Annotated in this window: 15 protein-coding genes and 2 pseudogenes; 8 read left to right on the top strand and 9 right to left on the bottom strand. The window is 44.0% G+C overall.

The features are described from left to right. Positions 1–97: 97 nt before the first annotated feature. Positions 98–451 carry a hypothetical protein gene (locus CS022_RS03225; protein WP_129121070.1) on the bottom strand — a complete coding sequence of 118 codons (354 nt, stop codon included), beginning with the start codon at positions 449–451 and terminating at the stop codon, positions 98–100. A gap of 408 nt (positions 452–859) precedes the next feature. On the opposite strand from CS022_RS03225, the gene CS022_RS03230 reads away from it, so the two are divergent. Together CS022_RS03230 and CS022_RS03235 are read left to right on the top strand one after the other, a co-directional pair. Continuing rightward, positions 860–2284, top strand: a complete 1425-nt coding sequence (locus CS022_RS03230; RefSeq protein WP_129121071.1) for a GGDEF domain-containing protein — start codon at positions 860–862, stop codon at positions 2282–2284. Then, positions 2269–3081, top strand: a complete 813-nt coding sequence (locus CS022_RS03235) for a putative bifunctional diguanylate cyclase/phosphodiesterase (RefSeq protein WP_129121072.1) — start codon at positions 2269–2271, stop codon at positions 3079–3081. Before CS022_RS03230 ends, CS022_RS03235 begins: the two co-directional genes overlap by 16 nt. A gap of 62 nt (positions 3082–3143) precedes the next feature. Here the strand turns inward: CS022_RS03235 and CS022_RS03240 are convergent, their stop codons facing one another. The 3 genes from CS022_RS03240 to CS022_RS03250 are packed head-to-tail and all read right to left on the bottom strand — an operon-like array spanning position 3144 to position 4682. Further along, the gene (locus CS022_RS03240) at positions 3144–3689 is read right to left on the bottom strand and encodes a YaeQ family protein (protein ID WP_129121073.1); all 546 of its coding nucleotides are present in this window, start codon (positions 3687–3689) and stop codon (positions 3144–3146) included. Between the two features lie 10 nt (positions 3690–3699). Next, complete coding sequence (locus CS022_RS03245) at positions 3700–4002, bottom strand: GIY-YIG nuclease family protein (protein ID WP_129121074.1); 303 nt, start codon at positions 4000–4002, stop codon at positions 3700–3702. A 41-nt stretch (positions 4003–4043) separates the two neighbouring features. After that, complete coding sequence (locus CS022_RS03250) at positions 4044–4682, bottom strand: YceH family protein (RefSeq protein WP_129121075.1); 639 nt, start codon at positions 4680–4682, stop codon at positions 4044–4046. Between the two features lie 315 nt (positions 4683–4997). Between CS022_RS03250 and CS022_RS03255 the strand changes: the two genes are divergently transcribed. Continuing rightward, positions 4998–5471 (top strand): bactofilin family protein, encoded by a 474-nt coding sequence (locus CS022_RS03255; RefSeq protein ID WP_129121076.1) that lies wholly within the window; start codon positions 4998–5000, stop codon positions 5469–5471. A 299-nt stretch (positions 5472–5770) separates the two neighbouring features. Beyond that, positions 5771–6205: a DUF3069 domain-containing protein gene (locus CS022_RS03260; protein WP_129121077.1), complete on the top strand. Its 435-nt coding sequence runs from the start codon at positions 5771–5773 to the stop codon at positions 6203–6205. Between the two features lie 56 nt (positions 6206–6261). Here CS022_RS03260 and ppiC read toward each other — a convergent pair whose 3' ends face one another. Both ppiC and nhaD read right to left on the bottom strand, forming a co-directional pair. After that, complete coding sequence (ppiC, locus tag CS022_RS03265; RefSeq protein ID WP_129121078.1) at positions 6262–6543, bottom strand: peptidylprolyl isomerase PpiC; 282 nt, start codon at positions 6541–6543, stop codon at positions 6262–6264. A 142-nt stretch (positions 6544–6685) separates the two neighbouring features. Continuing rightward, positions 6686–8119 carry a sodium:proton antiporter NhaD gene (gene nhaD / locus CS022_RS03270; RefSeq protein WP_129121079.1) on the bottom strand — a complete coding sequence of 478 codons (1434 nt, stop codon included), beginning with the start codon at positions 8117–8119 and terminating at the stop codon, positions 6686–6688. Positions 8120–8774: 655 nt separating this feature from the next. Between nhaD and CS022_RS03275 the strand changes: the two genes are divergently transcribed. From CS022_RS03275 to CS022_RS03285, 3 genes and pseudogenes are all read left to right on the top strand, one after another. Further along, positions 8775–9743 (top strand): ABC transporter substrate-binding protein, encoded by a 969-nt coding sequence (locus CS022_RS03275; RefSeq protein ID WP_129121080.1) that lies wholly within the window; start codon positions 8775–8777, stop codon positions 9741–9743. A gap of 15 nt (positions 9744–9758) precedes the next feature. Next, positions 9759–10670: an ABC transporter permease gene (locus tag CS022_RS03280; RefSeq protein ID WP_129121081.1), complete on the top strand. Its 912-nt coding sequence runs from the start codon at positions 9759–9761 to the stop codon at positions 10668–10670. Beyond that, positions 10667–11460: pseudogene (locus tag CS022_RS03285) on the top strand (ABC transporter ATP-binding protein). Before CS022_RS03280 ends, CS022_RS03285 begins: the two are co-directional and overlap by 4 nt. A gap of 56 nt (positions 11461–11516) precedes the next feature. Here the strand turns inward: CS022_RS03285 and viaA are convergent. From viaA to CS022_RS03300, 3 genes and pseudogenes are all read right to left on the bottom strand, one after another. Then, positions 11517–12964, bottom strand: a pseudogene (viaA, locus tag CS022_RS03290) (ATPase RavA stimulator ViaA). Between the two features lie 8 nt (positions 12965–12972). Next, positions 12973–14622: an AAA family ATPase gene (locus tag CS022_RS03295; RefSeq protein WP_129121082.1), complete on the bottom strand. Its 1650-nt coding sequence runs from the start codon at positions 14620–14622 to the stop codon at positions 12973–12975. Positions 14623–14867: 245 nt separating this feature from the next. After that, entirely contained in the window at positions 14868–15740 is an 873-nt protein-coding gene (locus tag CS022_RS03300) for a sulfurtransferase (RefSeq protein ID WP_235869216.1), read from the bottom strand. Positions 15741–16137: 397 nt separating this feature from the next. Here CS022_RS03300 and CS022_RS03305 point away from each other — a divergent pair, with 397 nt between their 5' ends. After that, on the top strand, positions 16138–17292 hold the full coding sequence (locus CS022_RS03305) for an HD-GYP domain-containing protein (protein WP_129121083.1): 1155 nt from the start codon (positions 16138–16140) through the stop codon (positions 17290–17292). The last annotated feature ends 51 nt before the right edge of the window (positions 17293–17343 follow it).

Genomic DNA, 17343 nt, shown 5'->3' on the forward strand with positions numbered 1-17343 from the left:
AGATTGATTTGAAATTATTAGTTTGCAGACGCCGATTAACACACTATGACCATTTGAATCATAAATGAGCAATGCAGCGCCTCCTAAATTAGCGGCTTCATATCGCGAGCCTGATATTCGACGATAACGAATCTTCGACCTCTTTAGCCACTTGGAAAAGTCTTGGATCTTTTATAAAACCGCCATCAAACTGACCAATGAAAGACAGCGCTTCTGCTTTGCTTCCCTCTCCGATCATATTTAGTTGACTGCAGATTTCACCAGATTCAAACCAACCTGAATGATAGGATGAATGATCGTTACCTCCTACTGAGGACGGCCTTATCATTGGTGAATCGTGTGGTTGAAACCACACCACTGCTCTGCCGAAAACCCACGTTTGACCATGGCTGTGAGCAGCATAGCGGGTCATACAGTCTGAGTAGAGCATTGTTTGGGAAAACGGGCGCATTCACGGTTCCTTTTTTGATGCTGATGATGGCCACTAAGGGATACATGTCAGAGTTTTTTGATTACTCTAATTTGCTGGTCGCTTCGAAGGCACTCATTTAGTGTATACAGAAGTATTTATTTTGGGGTTACAATTTTCTTAAGAAAGCAACACTCACACACTACTTATAATCCCTATTTTTCAATTCCTTATCAAAATCGCCGATTACGTAACTGGTTGCTTATCAAGCCGTTATATAAATATGGATTTTTTGCTATTTCTAGCCCAAAACTGAAAATTCAGTGATTGATTACGTCCTACAATTTTCGATTGTTCGAGACCACAAGTCGGCGAGTCTCAACGTGAAATCGCCTCTCCGGTAAATGTTCTAAAATTGAGATTATCTCCTTTTGTTGGACAGACACCGCTTTGAATCAAACCGACCCGTTTGCCAGTAACACAACCACTCACTCGGCAGAAGAGCAACATCCGAGGCTTTGGTTCATGCTGTTTACCAGTTTTGTTTGCATGCTAATTCTTTGCGTTACTTTCATGCTCTATCGTTATGTTGAAGACAGCGAGCGAGAGCATCAACTTTCAATGATGGACGGGAAACTGACAGAGATAGTCAATAGGCTCGACCAATACAAGGAGACAGATAACAAGCAAATTATGTGGTTAAGTCGCCAGTTATCGCGTTATCCCAAAATCGACCAGCGCCTTTGGATATCCTTTAGTAATGACTTGATTCGCTTATTTCCTCATTTTCAGCATGTACAATGGTTCGACAATAACCAGATGTTACGGTGGGAGACACATAACGATGAGAATAAAACCGCTGGCAGCATATTAACTGATGATCTCGACATACGATGGGACAAGGAGATTTCCTACTCTATCAAAGATAGCGGGAATGATATTCGAATAGTCATAAGTTCTCTTGGCAAGAGGAGTAAAGAACGTATTGGAACCTTGGTCATTCAGTATTCACTGAAGCGGAGGCTAGATGAGATTCAAAAAAGTGTACTTTCTCAAACGCAGCTCCTCTCCATATCGTCACAGTTACCCGCGGATTACAGGGAAACAATCGCAACACGTTTATCTGTGAGTCGCCCAATTCTTCTTGGTGAGGAGGTTTATGCGTTATATATGGAACAGCACGTTTCACCTTATCCAAAGCTTCTTTCTCTGCCCATGGCTGTTTTTATTACAGGTTTGGTGGCTGCAACTCTATGTTCAATTACCCTGTATTTACTCGAAATAAATTATGTCGGGCGAAGAGCTGTGTCCCGCTCGATCAGGTCGCTGAGAAGAGAACTAAAAGCCCAAAAAGAAACGGAAAACCGTTTACAGTTTGTTGCTTACCACGATCAAAAAACCCTTCTTCCCAATAGACACTCACTTGAAATGTATTTAGAGAAAGCCATTCTCGTTGAGCAAGATATTGTACTGACTTGTATCGATATCAGTAATCTTAACGAAATCAATGATATGTATGGACATCATATTGGCGAACACTTGTTATTTGATATTGTGAAGAGATTCAGAACCATCTTGCCTCGTCACGCAATGATGGCAAGGGTTGATAGCAGTCAATTCATGATATCAGTGGCAGGCATGTGTCAGTTGGAAGCTGAAATGCAGGCAAATCAGCTCAGAATCTGCCTAGAAGAAGAGTTTAACATTGAAAATAATCAGATAATCGCTCACTGCCTCATCGGTATTGCGTATCGACTTAATCGCTCGATTAACACCGAAGAATTGATTCGTCATGCAGAAACCGCCACTCACCGAGCGAGAAACTGGGAACAGGCAATATTGTTGCTTACAACCAGACAATGCAGGAACAATTAAATCAGCAAAAAACGTTAGAGCAGTCTCTACGAAAAGCGATTAACAACAACGAACTCGATATCCACTTCCAGCCGCAAGTAGATATGCAAACTCTTCAGCTAATCGGTGTTGAAGCGCTTGTCAGATGGAAATCTGAGCATGGTGCATACATATCACCGAAAAAAATTATCGAGGTTGCTGAACAGACTGGCCTGATGCAACACCTTGGTCACTGGATAATAGATAGAGCGCTAGCAGACTTCTCATACATGCTCGATCAGCGATGTGCACCCGGAAAAATGTCGATTAACCTGTCGGGAAAAGAGTTTCATAATGGGTATCTGGCTGACTATATCTTACAAACTATTCGCCGTTACGACATTCCACCTTCACGGGTGCAGATAGAGTTGACCGAACAAACCTTCATCGAAAATATTGAGGAAAACCGAGACACTCTCAACCGTCTCACACTGGCAGGAATCAGCGTTGCCATTGACGACTTTGGTACTGGTTACTCGTCGTTAGCCTACCTAAAACACTATCCTGTTGATTCAATCAAAATCGACAAGAGCTTTATTTCGGATTTGCCCAAATCGAAAGATGATCTCATCATTTGCCAGACCATGGTCAGCATGGCCAACCTGCTTTCACTCAAGGTAATCGCTGAAGGGGTTGAGACTTTAGATCAACATGAAGTACTAAAGAATATCGGCTGTAGTTACGGCCAAGGTCAGCATTATTTCAACGTAATGAAAACAGATGACATTCTCTCTATCGTAAAAGAACAAAAGGCAGGTAGAGTTTATCCAGGCTTTTGAATACAACCTGAGCAAGAGCAACAAGCGTAAAGGTTACCGCAGCAAAACTATTGGCTCTCTGTTCACGCGACTTCTTTCCATACTTCAGGCTGGAGGCTAAGCACTGTCTCTCCAATTGAGAACCATACTTGCCCATCCTCAATGGTTGATTGAATAGACATCGTTCGGACGACCTGAGCCGCTGCCGTATCTAATATCTCATCGGTGATGTTAAATACTGTCAAATTTTTGTAGTGATAAAGCTTGTTAAGATGTTGTTCTTTCCAAACCCGGGATGCATTGTCTCCATAAGTGAATAAGACAACCTGTTCCGAGAGCGAGCAAGCTTTTTTCAGGCGCTTCTCATCCGGCAGCCCGAGATCAACCCAGAGCTTTATTTCATCAGAGTAATTTTTTATCCACAACTCGGGTTCATGTTCAACGCAAAGGCCTTTCGTAAATTGCAATTCGGCATCGGCAAACAGCGTCCATGCCAAAATGCGAAGCATCATGCGTTGATCCGTCTCGGAAGGGTGTTTTGCCAACGTTACAGTGTGATCTAAATACACTTGCCTGGTCATGTCGGCGACATTGATTTGTGCTTTGTAGACGGTCGATTTTAGTGCCATAACTCTGCCCTCACTCAGTTTCCCTCAAGAGTGCTTGCCAAAAACCGATGTCTTTACACAAGCGTTCCTTGTCGTTCTTTCGTAACCGTTTAATTCGATATTCCAACTGCATGGCTTGACGTTTGCTGCCAGCACATTGGTACCACTCAAGAACTAAAGGTTGCTTACCTCTGAGATACTTAGCAGTTTTGGTGCCATTTTTCTGATGTTCTTCGAAACGACGCTTAACATCGGTCGTCACGCCGCAGTAGAGGCTCGAAGAACTTGTACGGATCAGATAAACAAACCAACCACTTTCTGATTGTTTTGTCATTAGCGTTTTGCAACGTATTGTGGGTGGGGCATCAGACAGACTCAGTGCTCTTTTAAGAATGAAAGCTCTTCTCTTAGTGCTTTTACTTCTTCTTCCAACGCGACAATTCTTGCCACGAGATCTTGGTCAACCTCTTTACTCACTACTTCTCGCGGTACAGCTACAGGCGACGATTCGTCACTATCAGTAAAAAGATGTGAGTATCTCGATTCTCGCTTGCCTGGCTCTCTCGCTAACATTTTCACTAAGCCGTTTTGCTGCATATTGCTGAGCACGCTTTCTACTTCACTCACATCAGCAAAGCTGCAAAGTCGGTTAGTTCTTGTCCTGAGTTCACCCGGTGTTTGTGGACCTCGTAATAGCATTACACAGACAATGCCCTTCTCTTGTTCAGAAAGCTGAAGGCTACCGAATTCAGTGTTACAAAACCTGTGCTGAAATTTTGTCACCCTGCTGCCAAAACCCTCGAGATCACTGACTAGCCTCATCTTCTTTAGCGCATCGAGTGTATCCATTACCTCAGCGTCAGACAGAGCATAAACTGGCTCCCTACTGCTCTTTTGATTGGCTGCATTTGTCAGGGCATTAAGCGTCAGCGGGTATTGATCCGGCGTCGTCGCTTCTTTCTCAATGAGACAACCGATAAGTCTCGCCTGATATGGTGTAAGTTGAACTGTCATGTCTGTCACCCCATCGTCTGTAATTCATTGAATTAGCGTTATATCAGCCTTACTTCACTGCAGCAATACAAGTTCAAAAGAATAGCGAAAACTGAGTACTGTTAGCGCATTATTCACTCACTTTTCAGTAGATACATGTTGAGTTGTTCTATAAACGAGAAGATGGAACCAGTCGTCAGTATTTTGACAAATTTTAACACGACGTTATATCCCTCTAGGATACACTGAAACTGAACGCAGGCCTCAGGTTCAGGGAAGACATGTTGCGGTATCTGCATGTCGTGGACGCATTGTAAAACAGGAGTTCGTAAGGTTATGTTCAAGAACAAACAGGAAACAGCTAAATCTTTGTCCGTTGTTGCAAAGAACTGCAATATTCGGGGAGAAATTCAGCTTGAAGGGGATATTCAGATCGACGGCTTTTGTGAGGGCTCCATTTGCAATGCGAATTCCGTCGTTATTTCAGCTACCGGACACTTCTCTGGCGAAATCCGCGCCATGCATGTAACAATCAATGGTTTGGTAGAAGGGACATGTATCGCGAATGACGTCGATATTTTATCCAACGGAAGAATGATGGGCACAGTGAACAGCCAACAACTCACCATTGAAAAAGGTGGCTGTCTGTCGGGTGAGAATAAGTTGGTTGAAGAAGAAGTGATGCTGTCACTAATTAAAGATGAATCTGATGAGGATGATAGATTACCAGAGTTAAAAATGAGTAGCCGAACTCAGGTAGAAGAAGATGACGAAACTGAAACCACAGCAAGCCTAGGCGCGAATCATTAAGCAATATCACAAACCTTTAAAGGTTTGTCGATTGCCTAACGTTTTGTATCAATGCGACGATCTATTGGAAGCCTCAATATATTGGCCGGCTAAACCATCTGTTTTACGGATTTGTCACAGATATAAACCCCGGTATGTAGATAGAGTTCGGGAATGCCGCTCGCTGTTCACTAAGAAAACGAGAAATGTGTTTCGGCCAGCATTTATACGCTTATTGACTGGGCGCTTTGTAACAGTCTTGACTTCTTGTCCTCCGCCGATAGCATGTACCGTCTCAAATCGACATCAGGACACAAAAAATGTCAGAACAACACGAATCTGCCCCCGAAACAGTCAACCTTGAAGACCTTTCAGAGGAACTTCAGCAAGTTATCAAGTATGAGCAGGTTCCCGTCGAAATGCACGGTATGCTGGTATCAGTGCATGAAGTCAGTGAAGCTTCTGTTCGAGAAGCATGGGATGAACTACCAGCAAGTGCTCAAAACGTATTAGATAATTTTGAACAGTTCCACGCTTTAGTAAGCTTAAGTCAGAGCTATGCGGGCGTCGACTTTCTCAGTCAGTATCAAGACGCGAAAATCGAAGACCTAGATGACAAGCAAGCAGAAGACTACAAAGCCCAACTTCTTGATCAAGTGCTGTTTAACTGCGTAAAAGACCTTTGTAAACAGCTTAAAAAGGCGCGCCTAAAACCACCGATGAAAAAAGAGTTTCGCGACATTTTCGCCAAATGATTGATTCCAGTTATTGAACTGTATTCTTCAATAAAGGTGACCACGTCACCTTTATATTACGATCGGTAAAGTACTTTGATGATGTGAAAACCAAACTTGGTTTTTACTGGCCCTAACGGCGTAAGAAGCTCACCTTTAAACACGGCTTTATCAAAGGCTGGCACCATATCTCCCTGCTTAAATTCACCCAGATCTCCACCTTTTCTTTTCGATGGACAGGTTGAGTGTTTCTTTGCAAGCTGCTGGAAATTTCCTCCTTTTTTAAGTTGAGCGAGAATATCCTGAGCCTGTTTTTCGGTCTTCACCAATATGTGTAAAGCTGCTGCACGTTTTGCCATTCGGGCACCTGTCATTTAGTCGGAAAATAAAACCGACGCATTATACCCAAGTTGCAAAGTATTGGGAGCAATGAAAGTCAGGACTGAATTTAAGAAAGGAGAAAAGTGCAGCCAATAAGCTGCACTTTCATAGAAGGTATCTTTAAGAAATGGCTTGGCTGAAAGTATCGGCGTTCAACCAGAGGTGCATGAGTATGGAAGCAACATAACCAATCATGATAATAGGCGCCCATTTCAAGTGACCAAAGAAAGTGTACATCCCTCTCGCTTGCCCCATCAATGCAACCCCAGCAGCAGAACCCAGTGATAACAGGCTACCACCAACTCCAGCAGTTAATGTAACCAGTAACCAGTTGCCCAATGACATATCCGGATTCATCGTCAATACCGCAAACATTACAGGTATGTTATCTACAAGCGCAGAAAGAATACCGACAATGGTGTTTGCCCATACAGGATCCCACTGTAAATACATGACATTGGAAACCACACTCAAATAACCGATGAGGCTCAGTCCACCGACACACATTACAACGCCATAGAAGAAGAGCAAAGTATCCCACTCTGCTAACTGAACACGGCTGAATACATCAAAAGGAACCACCGAGCCAAGACGCTTAAGGGCAGCTTCGTCCTGTTTTGCCATCGCTTTAGCACGTTTTTTTGCCAGTGAGCGTGGCAGCGTTTTTCTGAGGTAATAACCGAAAAACTGGAGGTACGCGAGCCCCATCATCATTCCGATAACAGGCGGGAAGTGAGCAGCTCCGTGGAAACCTACTGCGGTAAGTATGGTAAGCAAGAAGAGAAGGACGATACGAAGTGCCCCACGTTTCATTTCAACATGCTCTTTAACCACATCAGGTTGCTCGCGTGGAACGAAAAGCGACATGATGAAAGCGGGTATCACGTAGTTAACCACTGATGGCAAAAATAATGCGCCAAACTGCAAGAATTCAACCTGACCAGCCTGCCACACCATCAGCGTCGTGATATCTCCGAAGGGGCTAAATGCGCCTCCTGCATTGGAGGCTACAACAATGTTTACACAGGCAATGTTGATAAAACGACGGTTACTTCCCCCCACTTTAAGAATCACTGTGCACATCAAAAGCGCAGTTGTCAGATTATCGGCGATAGGGGAGATAAAAAATGAAAGGATACCGGTAATCCAAAAAAGTGTTCTGAGATCATACCCCTTGCTGGTAATCCAGGCTTTAAGCGCGTCAAACAAACGCCTTTCTTCCATCGCGGAAATGTAAGTCATTGCAACCAAAAGAAACAACATCAGTTCGGCGTATTCGAGCAAGTTATGCTCTATCGCCGTTTGCGCGACCTCAATATCGCCATAGGAGCTGTAAGTGAAACCAAGCATCAGCCAAATCAAACCCGCAGCAAGTAATACTGGCTTAGATTTTCTTAGGTGAATCTGCTCTTCGAGAATAACTAACGAATACGCGATACCAAAAATAGCTAGCGCGATGTAGCCGATATATGAATCTGTTAGGTCCAGAACCTCTGCACCTGTTTCCCCGGACGCTAAAGCACTACACGAAAAAAAAACCTGCGATAATCGCAGTAAAAATTTTCATCCTTGAATCTCCAAATAAACCGTAAGCAAAACATTTAAAAATCTTATCAATCTGGCGTGAGTATCTTTATTTTTTGGAAGCCAGACCTCTTTGGGCGACATGGTATTGAATATGTTGATTAGATTTGATGTTTTTATTATGCAGCTTGATCGCAGTCTCAAAAAAAAACCGCGTTGTAGTAAAAGTACAACTATTGAGAAAATAAATGTGGCCCCAATAACAGCTTCTAGAACAATTGAAAAGCCATCAGACTCGTTCATTTCAAGCCACAAAGTATTTACAGTGTAAAAGAATCACATGTTATTTATAAGCCATTGTTTTTAAATAATGTAAGTTTTCTACAAACTGTCATTTACTGAGCCTAATGTGAAAATCGCTTATCACTTTATGAAGTTAAGACTTGGAAAAATACTTGTCTAAGTCACATTATAATGAAAACTTCAGTAATAAATAGAGTCATAAAGGAGACGAAAAACAAAATGTTGTCCTAGCTCTGAAAATTTACATGGGCTTTGGTACTTTCTCCCAGTTTCAGACACTTCATCACAGGTAAATTGTGAATTATTCGTTATAACTGGTCTGTTAAACCCTATTTTTAAACTAATCAAAAATAATGCCTCTGCATAAAAGGGAGTACACGTCATGAAGACAAATAAGTTATTGGCATCAGCCTGTATCGCGGCCGCTTTGATCACCACACCATTTTCGTTCGCTGCAGATACTGCGAAAGTTGCTGTTTCTCAAATCGTTGAGCACCCAGCATTAGATGCTACCCGAAAAGGAATTCTCGACGGGCTTAAGAAGCTTGGTTATGAAGAAGGTAAAAACCTCGATTTCACTTACCAGACTGCACAGGGTAACCCGGCCATTGCGGTACAAATAGCACGTCAATTTGTTGGTGAAAGTCCGGATGTTTTAGTCGGCATCGCGACACCGACTGCTCAGGCGCTGGTCTCTTCTACCAAAAAAATCCCAGTTGTTTTTACTGCAGTTACTGATCCTGTTGGCGCAAAGCTCCTAAAAAATATGGATAAACCTGAGGCTAACGTAACAGGCCTTTCTGATTTGTCTCCCGTTGCACAGCACCTTGCATTGGCAAAAGAGCTTTTACCAAACATGAAATCAATTGGCGTGGTGTATAACCCAGGTGAAGCCAATGCAGTTACCTTGGTCGAGCTGCTCCGTGAAGCCGCTGAAAAAGAGGGAATAAAAGTCGTTGAGGGTACGGCATTAAAAAGTGCAGATGTTCAGTCAGCGGCACAAATTGTAGCTTCGCAATCTGACGCCATCTATGCGCCAACAGATAATACGGTCGCCAGTGCAATCGATGGTCTCGTCAATGCAGCAAATCAAGCGAAAAAGCCTGTCATTGGTGGTGCAACCTCATACATCCCTAACGGAGCGATTGCTGCACTTGGCTTTGATTACTATCAAATTGGTGTGCAAACTGCTGATTACGTTGCTGCCATCCTTAATGGCAAGTCACCTTCTGAATTACCGGCTCGCGTTGCAACGGGTTCAGACTTGGCTGTTAACCTAAAAGCGGCGGAAAAACTCGGTATCACTGTTCCAGAATCGATCTTAAAACGAGCTACAAGCGTCGAAAAGTAAGGAAGTAATTACGTTATGAATGCAATTGCATTTTTTGGCACGCTTGAAGTAGGTCTGGTTTATGGCTTAGTCGCATTGGGCGTATACCTGACATTTAGAGTGCTTGATTTTCCTGACCTAACCGTTGATGGCAGCTTCCCTATGGGAGCTGCCGTTGCAGCAACCTTGATTGTATCGGGCACCGATCCGTGGATAGCAACGTTTGCGGCAATTCTGGTTAGTTCACTCACAGGTTTGGTGACGGCATTTTTGACCGTCAAATGTGGCATCCTTAATCTGCTTGCCAGTATTCTGACAATGATTGCGGCATTTTCGATAAACATCAGGATTATGGGTCGACCAAACGTTGCCTTGCTTGGCGTCGATACCATCCTCACTCCATTCGAAAATATGGGTCTTGACCCGGTTTATGCTCGACCACTCGTCGTCGCTGTATTGGTTCTTCTCAGTGCACTGTTTGTTATTCGCCTGCTTGCCAGTGACTTCGGTCTTGGCCTAAGAGCAACAGGCGTCAACGAAAGAATGGTGAAAGCACAGGGTGCGAGCACCGCGTTTTACACCTATTTCGGCCTTGCATTGTCCAATGCCTTTGTGGGGTTCAGTGGCGCCTTATTCGCACAGACTAATAGCTTTGCCGATGTAACTTCCGGTGTAGGTACCATCGTTGTTGGTCTCGCTGCCGTTATTCTTGGCCAAACCATTCTACCCGGTCGTAAAGTGTGGGTAGCCGTTGTTGCTGTCATTCTTGGTTCAGTTCTATACAGACTCGCTGTAGCCTTTGCTTTGAGTTCCGGTATGTTTGGTCTCGAAGCATCTGACCTTAACCTCGTTACCGCTGTATTGGTTGCGTTTGCACTCATCGCTCCGAAGCTTCGTTTGCAGTATCAGAAGTCTAAAAAACTCAGAGAAGCGAGGGTGGCTAAATGATCGAACTTAAAAACATTGAAGTGACGTTTAACCCGGGTACAGTGCTTGAAAACCCTGCTTTACGCGGTGTATCAATCACAGTCCCTAAACATCAGTTTGTGACTATCATAGGCTCTAACGGTGCCGGTAAATCAACGCTTCTTGGAGCAATTACGGGTGAAACGCCTATGGCCGGAGGCAGTGTCATTATCGATGGGACTGATGTCACACGTCAGGCCGTGCATGAGCGTGCAACACTTGCAGCACGGGTTTTTCAGGACCCACTCGCGGGTACCTGTGCCTCGTTGACCATCGAAGAAAACCTGGCATTGGCTACAAACGCGGTACCGTGCGCGGTTGGAAAATGGCTCTGAGTTCAAAACGTCGCAGCGTATTCAGAGAACGGATTGCAATTTTAGGGCTAGGCCTTGAAGACAGACTAGGTGACAGTATTGGTTTGCTCTCTGGGGGGCAACGTCAGGCAGTGAGTCTTATAATGGCTACCCTCTCTGAGAGTAAACTATTGCTACTTGATGAACATACAGCCGCTTTAGACCCTCGAATGGCTGCGTTTGTTATCTCTTTGACCAAAAGAGTCATTGATGAATTTGGCCTGACATCTTTGATGGTCACTCACTCGATGAAAGATGCCCTCGCCTGCGGTGATCGCACGATCATGCTGCATCAGGGAAACATCGTATTGGATGTCGATGGTGAAGAGCGCAAAAATATGGACGTTCCTCACTTACTTGAGATGTTCAGTAAAGTCCGAGGTGAAGAATTGGCAGACGACAGCCTTCTGCTCAGCTAAATATAAGTCACGTGAAACTAGGCAGCCTTTGGGCTGCCTTTTTTAGTCTCAGAGATCTAGAAGCGTTTTACGATTCTGTTTAGCAGTGACGGACAATATTCCCAACAATGGCTGAACATCGCCATTAACTCAGGGTTACCGTACTTTGAAAGATTAATGGCATGGAATCGATTATGGCGTGCTTTCAGAGTCTCAACACGTGCTTGCAATACCACTGGCTGCTGAGGCGCGATGAAATCTGATATCACCACTAAGTCAGCATTGGCATACTTATCTGATTCCATGAGGTCGATAGCATTGTTGAGCGCCGGTTCCAGATCTGTGCCACCGTGGAAGCTATAACTTAAAAAGTCCATTGCTTCTCTTAGCCTCTGTCTCCAGTGAGTTCATAGCTAATATGGTCTGTCGAGAACAAGGTAACGACACATTCTCGGTTTTCTTCAAGTGCAATATCCAGCAATGCGTAGGCCATCGCTTTCGCCGCCTGTTCCGGGAAGCCATTCATAGAGCCAGAGGCATCAACACAGACGAGAAAAGGCCCTTTGTCTATCTCAACTTCTCGATTCGCAGGTTGAAAAGCTTTCACTTTTCTAAGCTTGCGATTGGCTCCCTGCATCCGGTATGTCATCAAACGCTTGTCAGCGAAGTTCTTGTAGAACAACACATCCAATTCTGGTTCAGCAAGAAAAAGCGCCTCAGCGGGTATCATCTTATCTAAGTGATCACTCTGGTGAACGCCAACAATATCATCAGCAACCTGATCACTTTTTTCTTCAACCAGACGTAGCTCTTCAGCTGGGCTTCTATGCAGTGAGGGGTCGTCAGTTTCATTAGCCATTCGGCCCAACTTGTCGGCAATTTCTCTCAATTCAGGGTTGTCACTCAGGAAACGAATAAAGCGCTTGAGCAACTTGACGTCACCCTTTGTCATTCTGGCCGCAGACATATCCCATAAACGGCCTGATTTAGACGGATCACCCACATCTCTTACTTCTTCAATGGTCTTGAATGTCTCAATGCGCTGATAAAGCTCGTTAAGCAGCTTTTCCTTGTGTAAGGCGAGTTCTTTTTTCTGTGCTTTTTGGATAGATGCGGTCAGATGTTGATGCCATTTGTCACAGAAGTATTCCTGAAACATTGGGTTATGATTTTTATCATTTCTGTCCAACAAGCGCCTGGCCTCAAGATAAAAATGCGAACGGCCCTCGAGTTGTTTTATTATCGTTTTAGACGCTTCATCAAACTCTCCATGGCTCAATGACACCGCTTCTTGATACAGGGACATCTCAAATTGCAGCGATTCTGTAATACAATCAGTGCTTAGTTTCCGTTTCACTGAATGACGCCACTTCCTGATATGCTGCCGAACAGCCGCCTTTGCTGCAGGACTCGCATCTGTCAGCAGCAAAATTTCCGGCTTCACCAGCAGGTCATTTACCGCTGATTCCAAGATGTTTGATTCAGTGAGCAATAAACCAAGCTGCAAGCTATCTGGGCTAAACATCGCGTCTCCTACTCGAAGTATTCAGGGAGTTTTCGAATTCGGAATGCGCTTTTATCAAAACGCACAGACAGGCGTTGTAAATCATCCTCCGCATCAGCGAGGCTGTTAGCCATGATTTCGACTAAAGCCGGATCTGCGAAGTTGTGTGGAAGGGCGGCATTGAGTTTGACTCTAGCGAGCTTGAGCAAATGTTTCGCTTCGTTCAGTTTAGCGACCGCATTTTCAGCTTTTTCTTGCCACTGCGAGAACGCCTCTAAATTTGTATCGCTACAACCAGCAATAGCAACAGGGACGGTTCTGTTGGCAATGTCTTTGATCATCAGTTGTTGTTCGGCATCAACCACAAAACGCAACATGCAGAGGTTAGGGTTTTTGTTCACATAACCATAAATGTCGCAGCTTCCTGAACGAATTTTTTTCTCGAAATCCTCGGCATCAACATAGACCCATCGCGATTCACCCTTTTCTTTTTCAGAAACCGAAGGATTGCTCTCCAAGACAACAAGTTTGATGAGGTTACTGCTGCTGTTGACCTGATATCTTCTTGACCCTTTAAGCACACAGGTAAACTTTTGCTTTCTCATGACCATTTCAGAGGTGACATGAATACCAAGTTCAGAAATGGACTCTACGGAGATTTCTGTGATGTTAGCGGCTGCATCCTTTGCGAGATCTAATGCGTGGTGCTGATCAAAAGCAACATCCCGACAGAATGCTTCCATGGTACGGATGACAATTTCTCGCGATTCCGGTGAATGCCATAAACACTCTTGCAAAAGTAACAAATCAGTAGGGTTGATTTCATTTCTGCCATTGAAGAAAGCACTGGCTTTGAGCAGACGGACAGCCTTCTTCCACCTTCTATCAGATATATAAAATAATGAATCTTTTGCGCCATCAACCTGTTTGGCCTCAGACTCAAGCATGCTTTTCAGCTGGTAGACTTTTTCAAAAACAGCATCCAGTAAGGTGATTTTGTCTATTTGCGCTTGCCAGGCTTGATACTCGTCACTCCGGATTTTCAGGCTTGAATCGATGTTGATTTTTTCGGCATGGGGCTTGTCACATAACAAACGTTTGAAGTTACTTTTTTCCTGAATGCGATTAACAAATAAACGGACCAACATTCGATCGTATAGCGCATCCAATCCGCTGTCTTCTCCGGGCAGTTCATTCGATGCAGTGATGAGTAGTCGCATCGGAACGCGATGAACTTCATTACCGTTTCTGAAAGTTCTCTCGTTAACCACCGTCAATAATGTGTTAAGTATCGCTGGGCCCGCTTTCCATATTTCATCGAGAAACACCACATCTGCAGTTGGCAGGTATCCTTCAGTAAGGCGCACATACTTTCCATTGTCTTTCAAATCTTGGATAGAAAGTGGGCCAAACACTTCTTCTGGCGTGGAGAATCGCGTCATCAGGTATTCAAAATACTGGCTCTGGTCAAACGCCTGTATCAACCTTTTTGCAATGTAGCTTTTAGCGATGCCGGGAGGACCGAGTAAAAAAACACTTTCGCCAGCAAGTGCCGAAAGCAAGCAGAGTCGTATGGTATGATCACGTTCGAATACCCCTTCAGACAGTGCTGATACCAAGTTCTGGATACGTTCAGGCAGGAGCGCGGTATTCGTTTTAGTCGCTGCGGTATTACTCATAATGTTGTCTCGTCACCTTCGCCAACCAACAACATGTTATTAGTATTAACGAAATGTTAAACATTTGTAATTTTTATTTTGCGGCGAGACTGATACACATCATTGATTGCATAAGACTTTCTACAAAATAATTAGTCATTACATCATTTACGTGATTTGAGACAAAATTTATCATGTAAGAGGAAATTTATCAGCGTTTTTCATAGGCTAAAACCTCACTCACATACAAGAGTGTTATCAATTTGTTAAATTTTTGTTTCTTGGTTGGGACTGTCAGTCACGACAGGCAGGGTTGGATCTGCACCCCACTCGCTCCAGGAGCCATCATAAACAGCGACGCACTTCCCTTCATATTCCTCTGTCACTAAAGCAAAAATGCAGGCAGTTACGCCTGAGCCACAGGTTGAAATAAGTGGTTTTGGCTGAGAAACAAACGGTTTTAATAGGCTGAGAATCTTATCTTTGGGTATGAGTTTTCCATCGTCAATCAAAGACAAAAACGACAAATTTTCTGCATTAGGCATATGACCGCTCGCGATACCGACTCTTGGCTCGGGTACCTCAGCACGAAATCTACTTTCAGGCCTGACATCGACAACCAATGAAGTGTGTAGCTTCAACTCTTGATGGAGTGACTGTTTGTCGATAATACGGTAAGGCTTGAAGTTAGAAGTATACGTCGATGCTTGTATTTGTTTCGGAGCACCTTTGTCAGTCGGAAACCCTTTCTTCTTCCAATGTGCGAATGTGCCATTTAGCACTGCAACATTTTCATGTCCCATGACTTTAAACATCCACCAGACTCGCGCTGCACTGAATAACCCGGACTGCGAATAAATAATAAGGCTGTGATCGTCAGAGATACCCAGCTGACCCACTAAATATTCAAAGTTCTCGGATGAGGGCATCATATGAGGCAATAGCGAATGAGTATCTTTTATGACATTGTCAAAATCAAAAAATACCGAACCCGGTATTCTCTCTTGCGCCCATTCCTGTCGACAGTCTCGCCCAGCATCTGGCATAAACCAACTGGCATCAACGACCTTAAGCCCTTCATGTCCAAGATGCGTATTTAACCAATCAAGAGATATTACATTACTATCAAGCACAGACACGGCACTCTCCTTCTATTATTGCTGTGATCGTTTCGATCGGCATACATCGGTGGATTTTTATGCTGACAAGCCTATCTAATAGGCAAACTGTTCCAATTCCAATAGAAAGTACTTTGTCATTGAGCCAATAACTGGTATCGGATAGACAACCAGATCATGTTTGTATTACGTGTGATCTGTGAAAATATTCGAAACTAAGACTACACTTTTTCGATTTTTCACACTCAGTTATATCACTCAAACCCAGACAAAACTCGCAGGCACATGGATTAATTATTGAATTATCTTAAAATGTAAAGGTCAAAAAGCAAAATCGACTGCCACGACCCTTTTCGTGCAGTATGTGGGAATCAACACATGGCAAGAGTTTTTGCTGCAGAGCAACGGAGTCAGTTCAATGCTGCAAAGAGTAGCCATTGATGAATTACAAATCGGCATGTATGTCGAACAAATCGAGTCGAACAGCACTCGTACTCGCCTGAGAAAACCTGGCTTTATTCGACGTGAGGAGACAATTCAACGCCTCAGAGAGAAAAACGTCGAATTTGTTCTTGTGGATTTGTTTCAGTCGCAGTTTATGCAACCTCTCTCTCCAACGGAAACATCGGTTGGCGAACAGTCTTCTATTCCAGAAAGTATGGACTTAACAGCGGCCAAGACACTCGCCGACGAGTCAAAAAAACACCTCAGCAAACTGCTCACCAATATCGCAGACGGAACTGATTTGGAAGTTGAACCGTTGAAAGAAATCGGTAAGAACATTGTCAGTAATATCTTTGAGCGAAAAGATGCAGTTTTCTGGATTAACGGGATCAGAGAAAAAAGTACCTATCTTCTCGAACACTCGCTCGGCGTCGCGTTTCATCTGGTTAATTTCGGTCGCTATCTGGGCTTTGGTGAACAGATATTGGAAGACTTGGCGGTCGGTGGGCTTATCCATGACATAGGTAAAGTCATGGTGCGAGATGAAATCTTGAACAAAGCGGGAAAACTTGATGAGGAAGAGTTTCTTCATATGAAACAACATCAGGTTCTGTCTCAGCCAATACTGGAAAGCATGCCCTCACTGAGCCAAATCAGTAAAGACGTGAGCTTAATGCATCATGAAAAATTGGATGGTAGGGGTTACCCGAATGGTTTGAAGGACGACGATATCTCGTTAGCCGGCCGAATGGCTGGCATCGCCGATATTTATGATGCACTAACCTCTGAGAGGGTCTACAAAGCGGCAATGTCTCCCTCTGAGGCCTTTAAGATAATGATTAGCTTGACGCCTTTCCATCTCGACACCGATTTACTTAAGTCGTTTATCCGCTGCGTTGGCTTTTATCCCGCAGGTTCAGTCATCGAACTGAGCAACGGTCGAGTCGGTCTCGTTACGCATGAGAACACAGATGACATGACACGCCCGAGAGTCAAAACATTCTTCTCAATCAAAAGTGGCGGATTTCGAGAAGTTGAACACCTTGATCTGAGCAAGCGGCAAGACATTAGCATCATAAGGGGATTAACCGAGCAATCGCTAAATACCTCTTTCGCTCATTTCCGCTAGCATGATCGAACTCAGCACTGAGTCGCTGTCGGTATAATCCAAACAATGACT

The sequence above is a fragment of the Veronia nyctiphanis genome, assembly GCF_004116385.1.
GTDB lineage: Bacteria > Pseudomonadota > Gammaproteobacteria > Enterobacterales > Vibrionaceae > Veronia > Veronia nyctiphanis.

Bases quoted from the DNA above. Each gene is read 5' to 3' on its own strand.
- ppiC (WP_129121078.1), bottom strand. From the start codon at position 6,543: ATGGCAAAACGTGCAGCAGCTTTACACATATTGGTGAAGACCGAAAAA.
- CS022_RS03280 (WP_129121081.1), top strand. From the start codon at position 9,759: ATGAATGCAATTGCATTTTTTGGCACGCTTGAAGTAGGTCTGGTTTAT.
- CS022_RS03305 (WP_129121083.1), top strand. From the start codon at position 16,138: ATGCTGCAAAGAGTAGCCATTGATGAATTACAAATCGGCATGTATGTC.
- CS022_RS03245 (WP_129121074.1), bottom strand. From the start codon at position 4,002: ATGACAAAACAATCAGAAAGTGGTTGGTTTGTTTATCTGATCCGTACA.
- CS022_RS03250 (WP_129121075.1), bottom strand. From the start codon at position 4,682: ATGACAGTTCAACTTACACCATATCAGGCGAGACTTATCGGTTGTCTC.
- CS022_RS03295 (WP_129121082.1), bottom strand. From the start codon at position 14,622: ATGAGTAATACCGCAGCGACTAAAACGAATACCGCGCTCCTGCCTGAA.
- CS022_RS03240 (WP_129121073.1), bottom strand. From the start codon at position 3,689: ATGGCACTAAAATCGACCGTCTACAAAGCACAAATCAATGTCGCCGAC.
- CS022_RS03260 (WP_129121077.1), top strand. From the start codon at position 5,771: ATGTCAGAACAACACGAATCTGCCCCCGAAACAGTCAACCTTGAAGAC.
- CS022_RS03255 (WP_129121076.1), top strand. From the start codon at position 4,998: ATGTTCAAGAACAAACAGGAAACAGCTAAATCTTTGTCCGTTGTTGCA.
- CS022_RS03235 (WP_129121072.1), top strand. From the start codon at position 2,269: ATGCAGGAACAATTAAATCAGCAAAAAACGTTAGAGCAGTCTCTACGA.
- CS022_RS03275 (WP_129121080.1), top strand. From the start codon at position 8,775: ATGAAGACAAATAAGTTATTGGCATCAGCCTGTATCGCGGCCGCTTTG.
- CS022_RS03225 (WP_129121070.1), bottom strand. From the start codon at position 451: ATGCGCCCGTTTTCCCAAACAATGCTCTACTCAGACTGTATGACCCGC.